This is a genomic window from Desulfosarcina sp. (genome assembly GCF_033791525.1).
GTDB lineage: Bacteria > Desulfobacterota > Desulfobacteria > Desulfobacterales > Desulfosarcinaceae > Desulfosarcina.
The window spans coordinates 1-5,809 of record NZ_JASJGN010000178.1 but is presented as its reverse complement, the minus strand read 5'-3'; the positions used below and the strand labels follow the sequence as shown (position 1 = coordinate 5,809).

The following is a 5,809-nucleotide window of genomic DNA, read 5'->3' as shown; positions in this document are numbered from 1 at the left end:
AGTCGACGGTCTCGTTGAGCCTCAACAGTTCATGGAGCATCAAGCCCGTATCGTTATAGTGAGCGGCCCAGTCGATCATGCCGGCCTCGATCATCAGGAAAAAACCCTTGTCGTTTTTGGACAACACCTGCAAGGCTTTGGCGGACATCTCTTTCAGCGTGGGAATGGTCCGGTCTGGTCTGTCCTGGCTGCGGGTCACCTTGATGCCGTCCGGCATTGCCGAGTAAGCGAAAAGTCCGAGCAGCTTGCCTTGTGCCAGATCCATCTGGGCTCGGTTAAAAGCCAGCGCATAACCCTTTTCCTGGGCTTCTTGCAGTAGATTCCGACTGTCCATGCGTTTGGATTTGATCGTGACGGAACCCCGGGTCAGCTGCTCCAACTCCTTGTAGGCGACTGAATCCTGGTCATTGGCCTCCTTGGGGATCCAATGGCGAAATCCTCCCGAGAGCATGACATCCGGGCCGGCATTCAACATGTCCACGGCAATTTCGTTTTCCAGGCTTCGATGGGGCTGATGGGCGGCAAAAGCGGCTGGAGTCGCATGGGTCAGACGCGTATCAGAAACCAGCCCGGTTGACTTGCCCGCTTTGATCGCTTTTTCGAGGATGGTTTCCACCGGGTTGCCGTCCTTGTCCGCCCCGATCATTTCCGAACCGGCAAATCGCCCCGCTGCCAGTTGTGTACCGGACGCAGCCGAATCCGTAACCAGAGCACCGCTGGGGTAGGTCAGCGAAATCCCCATCAGGCCCCCCTCATCCATAATTCGGTCAAAGGCCGTTCTTCTATCCTTAATCACCGAGTTGGGTGCCTGCCTGGCGTATGAAAGCAGCAGCCCGACCTGTTCCGGCCCCATACCATCGCCGATAATCAAAACAACATTTTTCGTCTGCGCCTTTGGGTCAGTATCGAGCGCAGGTACCTGCAGCCGGGCGCAGCCGCTTGCGACCATGAAGATAATCAACGTTAGTCCGGCAATCTGATATACGCGCCCTCTCATCCTATGCTCCTTTTGTGCTTTCGCCGGTATGACCCAAAACCGCAATGATCGACTGCTTCCCATTTCAATTGGATCACCCGGTCGACTTTTTTATTTCCTCATCCCGCAGCACCCGACGCAGCACCTTGCCCACATTCGATACCGGAATGGCATCCCGAAATTCAACGGCCTTGGGTCTTTTGTAGCCGGCCATGTTGGCTTTGCAGAACTCACGGATCTCCGCTTCGGTGCAAGTCTCATCGGGTTTCAGTTGAATGAAGGCCTTGACAGCCTCGCCGCTCTTGGCATCCGGTACCCCCACCACGGCCGCCAGCGCCACCTTGGGATGGGTGAAGAGAATATCTTCTACCTCCCGGGGGTATACATTGAAGCCGCCCACCAGGATCATATCTTTCTTGCGGTCGGTGATCAATAGGTAGCCGTCATCGTCCACGTGACCGATATCGCCGGTGAGAAAGAAACGGCAACCGTCGAACTCCCGGAACACCTCGGCCGTTTCATCCGGTTTGTTCCAGTAGCCCGGCATAACCTGGGGGCCGCAAATGGCCACCTCCCCGTCTTCGCCCTGAGGCAGTTCGGTCTGGCCTGTATCGGCATCCAGTATTTTGACGTCGGTACCGGGCACGGGAAAGCCGACGGACCCGATCTTGCGCGTATCGGTAAAAGAGGGATTGGCTGTGGCCAGCGGGGCGGTTTCGCTCAGCCCATACCCCTCGAAGATGATCGCGCCAGTCTTCTCCTCGAACTGCCTGCACACCTCCGGAGGCAACGGTGCTCCGCCGGAAAAGCAGGCCATCAGAGAAGTCAGGTCAAACTGATCCAATAAGGAATGGTTGGCAAAAGCCACAAAAATCGTCGGTACCGCCGGCATCAAGGTCGGCCGGTGCTTCTGCACCAGCTTGAGTACTTCGGTAAATGGCGGGTCACCGGCCCGTGGGTCCGGCACGCAGATCAACCGGCTGCCCGATAGGCAAGCGGACAGCATGGCAATCGTCAAGCCGAAGCTGTGATACCAGGGCAACACGCCCAGATAGCAGTGATAACCGCCCCTGCGGATTCCCTCTATCGGCCCGCCTTCGCCGTAGTCCAGCCGCGCCCAGACATCCAGCGCCTTGAGATCATAAACGAAATTGGCGTGCGTCAGGGCTGCGCCTTTGGGCACCCCGGTGGTTCCGCCGGTGTAGATGATCAGCGCCAGGTCGTTGGATGGATCGATAGCCGTCGCCGGCGGGGCGGGTTGGGCGCTGCCGACCACGTCGTCGAACATCAGATGCCCGGTGCCGTGACGCTCGGCATGGGGGATCTTGCCCAGCAGGCCGCCCAGGAAACCCTTCAGCCAGGGCAGGTAGGATTTGACGTTGCAGACCACCACCGTTTCCACATCGGTTCCCTGGATGGCCTTTTCGGTGGTTGGGTAGAACTGGGGGTGGTCCATGCAGAACAGCACCTTAGCCCCGGCATCCTTGAGTTGGTAATTGAGTTCTGCAGGGGTGTACAGGGGGTTGCAGGTCACACAAACCGCGCCTGCCTTGAGGATGCCGAAGAAGATGGCCGGGTAGTGCGGCAGGTTGGGCAGGAAAATGGCCACGCGGTCGCCCTTTTTGATGCCCTTTGCATGCAGAAAATTGGCGATCCTTTCGGCCGTATCCTTGACTTGGGCGAAGGTGCGGGATGCGTCGTTGAAGATGGTGTAGGTCCCGTGCGGATAGTCCCGTGCCGCGTCGTCCAGCAACTGAAAAAGGGGTTGGTCGTATCCGTCGATTTCGTGGGGAACACCGTCGGGCCAGTTTTTGGTGGGCCAATGGGCTGTTGTCATTGCGTCATCTCCTGTGGGTGGTGGTGAAAGCCAGAGTATGGTCGCTTGCCGGTTGGCCGGTGGCTATTGGTCCGCGAAAGTGAGCGACGGGGAACGCGCTCGCTTTCGCGGTTCAATTGTCGGTTAATGTCAACATGCATGAATTATGCACGGTCACCGGCGTTGCTGTTGATTGTGGAGTTGCGTATTTCTGAACCGGAGTGAAGGAAAAATGATTGAAACACCAAAAGACTAACGCCTTATACTTAAGCCGGTCAAAACGTTTCAAAAACCTGTTTGTCAAGGAACGGTATTGGCGTTGCCTGTATCAAGTGGATAAGCAACGTTTCCAAAACAATCATGTTCCTTTTACCCCTGACGACAAATATTTTTATATTTGCAATTTTTTTTTATTATTATAATGAAAAAAGAAAATTATTTTTCACTTTCCCAAATGGCCAACACGGCTTTATAAGATCTATTATGGAAACAATATCAGAAGCGTTCGCTGTTTTATGATCCATGCGAACGCGATGGCACATAAGTTGCGGAATCAGCGTTAGCCGCAACTGATCAATAGTGACCGCAAGTAAACAAACTGTTTTAAAAGAGGAGACCAATCATGGGAATGACAACCGATGAACTCTATTTCAAACCCCGTCTTCAGGTCGTCAACGACGCGCAGATTGCACAGATTCATATGGCCACGCTGGATGTGCTCGAGCGCACGGGCATTAAAATCACCCACCCGAAAGCCCTGGAGTTCCTGGCCGGAGCCGGCGCCCAGGTCAACGGCGACCGGGTCAAGATCCCAGGGTGGTTGGTGGAAGATGCTATCCGCAAAGCCCCCTCCCGCATCGTCCTGGGAACGCGCACCGGCAGGCGAACCGTTTGCCTGGAGCGAGACAAAAGCTTTTTTGGCCCCAGCCTGGACTGTGTCGACTACATGGACCCGGCAACCCACGAACGCTCGCGTTTCATCAGCGACAACGTCAAAACCACCGCCGCCCTGTGTGACGCCCTGCCCAACTTCCAGTGGTGCATGACCATCGGCATGGCCGATGACGTGCCCGCCGACATCGCCGACCGGGTCATCGCCCGCAAGGTTTTCGAAAACTGCGAAAAGCCCCTGGTTTTCTGCTGCAAGGACACCAACAGCATCAAAGACACCTACGAAATGGCCTTGCTGCTGTGCGGCGGCAAGGAGAAATTCGACGCGGCACCCACCATCGTGCACTACTCGGAGCCCATTTCACCGCTGGTCTATTTCGACCCGGCCATAGACAAGGTCATGTATTGCGCCGAGAACCGCATCCCGCTGATCAACTTCCCGGCGCCCCAGTGCTGCGGCAGTTCACCGTCCACCTTTGCCGGGGCGCTGGTTCAAGCCAGTGCTGAATCCCTCAGCGGCCTGGTGGTCCATCAATTGGTGGCTCCCGGAGCACCATTTATCTACGGTGCCTTTACCACCATCATGGACATGCGCTCCACGATCTTCTCATACGGCGCCGTGGAAATGAGCCTGATGACTGCAGCCATGGCCCAGATGGCCCAAAACTACGGGCTGCCCTTCTTCGGCACCGCCGGCGCCACGGATGCCAAATTCTGCGACGCCCAGGCAGGTGCCGAAGCCGCGCTCCAGATCCTTTCCGCCGCTACGGCCGGATCGGGTCTCGTACATGACTGCAGCAGCTGGATGGACCATGGTTCCGTGGCCTCGCCGGAATTCATGGTGCTCGTCCATGACATCGTCGATTCGGTCAACCATTACATGCAGGGCATCCCCGTAACCGAAGAGACCCTGGCTTTAGATGTGATCCATCGCGTGGGTCCGGGTGGTCACTATCTCCAGGATCCCCACACCCTCAAGAACTTCAAAAAAATTAAATACTCCGAGATTTTCGAACGTATGGTCTACGACCAATGGAAGAACGCCGGCGCCAAAACCTTCGAGCAGCGGCTCCAGGAAGTGACCTTGAAAAAGATGGCGCATCGGCCGGAACTGCTGCCTGCAGATACCATCAAGACCTTGGACGAAATGCAGGCAAGCTGGAAATAGGCGGATGGATAGAAGATAGAAAAATGGGTTGAGCGGCTTTCCGCCGCGATCGGACCAGAAGTCAAAATCCGAGTTTCTATCCCTCAACGGGCACGGCATTCGATTGCCACAATCAATGGAGAAGACTGATGAAGATTACCAAGGTAACGGTAACACCGGTCAACATTCCTTTGGAAACACCGTTTTTATGGACCGGCGGCTACTACCCCGGCACATCCAAAGCCATCGTGGAAGTGGCCACTGACGAAGGACTGACCGGACTGGGTGAAGCACCGTCGGCCCATCTGGCGCCAGTCATTCAAGACCTGGCGCCCCGGATTATCGGCAAAGACCCACTGGATATTGCCGAGATCGAAAATGTGTGCATCCCTCCCTGGCAGATCGTCCAGAATACCGATGACAGTTCCAGTGTGACGGCCTTCGGCGGCCTGGAAATCGCATTATGGGATCTTCGGGGGAAAATTTGGAATCAGCCGCTCTACAAATTGCTTGGCGGAGCGGTAAGAAAAGAGATCCCATTTACCGAATATTTCGCTTTCCGGGTTAAAAAAGACGGTATCGGCGGTGAAATGAGCCCCAAGGCCGTAGCCGACTATTGTGTGCGCATGAAAGAGGAATACGGTGCCACTTTTTTTGAGGGCAAGCTGATCCAGGGAGATCCACGGCTGGAAATCGAGACGGTCAAGGCGATCCGGGAGGCCCTGGGACCGGATGCCATGATCCGCCTGGATTCCAACATGCAGTGGTCCCTGTCCACGGCTCGGCGGGTGCTCCGGGAGATCGAACCCTACAATGTGAGAAATTACGAAGATCCGGTGGCCACATTCGAAGAGATGGCCATGCTCCGCCGGCACTCATCGATCCCCTTCTCTACCCATGTCCCGGACGTCCGCCGGGCGGTGGCCCTGGGTGTTCCCGATTCCATCGTGGTCAACTTTGCCGTATTGGGCGGCATCAA

Annotated in this window: 4 protein-coding genes; 2 read left to right on the top strand and 2 right to left on the bottom strand. The window is 56.1% G+C overall.

The genetic code is table 11. From position 1 onward, the window contains the following. A partial coding sequence (locus tag QNK41_RS08620; RefSeq protein ID WP_319255761.1) for an alkaline phosphatase occupies positions 1–997 on the bottom strand: 997 nt, incomplete at its 3' end. A gap of 73 nt (positions 998–1,070) precedes the next feature. Continuing rightward, a complete protein-coding gene (locus tag QNK41_RS08615; RefSeq protein WP_319255758.1) occupies positions 1,071–2,813 on the bottom strand; it encodes a long-chain fatty acid--CoA ligase in 1,743 nt (580 codons plus the stop codon). Positions 2,814–3,414: 601 nt separating this feature from the next. Between QNK41_RS08615 and QNK41_RS08610 the strand changes: the two genes are divergently transcribed. Together QNK41_RS08610 and QNK41_RS08605 are read left to right on the top strand one after the other, a co-directional pair. Then, positions 3,415–4,851, top strand: a complete 1,437-nt coding sequence (locus QNK41_RS08610; protein ID WP_319255756.1) for a trimethylamine methyltransferase family protein — start codon at positions 3,415–3,417, stop codon at positions 4,849–4,851. Between the two features lie 128 nt (positions 4,852–4,979). Next, positions 4,980–5,809 (top strand): mandelate racemase/muconate lactonizing enzyme family protein (locus QNK41_RS08605; protein WP_319255754.1); only part of this gene is annotated, 830 nt, incomplete at its 3' end.